Annotated in this window: 1 pseudogene; it reads right to left on the reverse strand. The window is 41.7% G+C overall.

Features of this window, described 5'->3' with window-relative positions:
* Window positions 1–235: pseudogene (locus tag ACRHOC_RS15190) on the reverse strand (RagB/SusD family nutrient uptake outer membrane protein); the annotation flags it as partial.

Here is a 235-nt window from a genome sequence, read left to right on the forward strand (position 1 = left end):
ATCAAGTAATTCTTGCCCTACAAAGTTAAATCCAGCAGCTCTGTCTGACTGTGGTGCATCACCACCAGACGATGTAATAAGTTTTACCCTACCGTATAAATCTAATAATCCCCAATAGAAGAAGGATCTTATTACTCTTGCTTGAGACTCCGCACCGGCTGATAAACCAGATTCTAGTGCTAAGTTAGGCTCTGCAATTCCACCATAAGCATCTACCCATGTACCATTAAGTGGT

It is taken from the genome of Winogradskyella poriferorum (assembly GCF_050618035.1).
GTDB lineage: Bacteria > Bacteroidota > Bacteroidia > Flavobacteriales > Flavobacteriaceae > Winogradskyella > Winogradskyella poriferorum_A.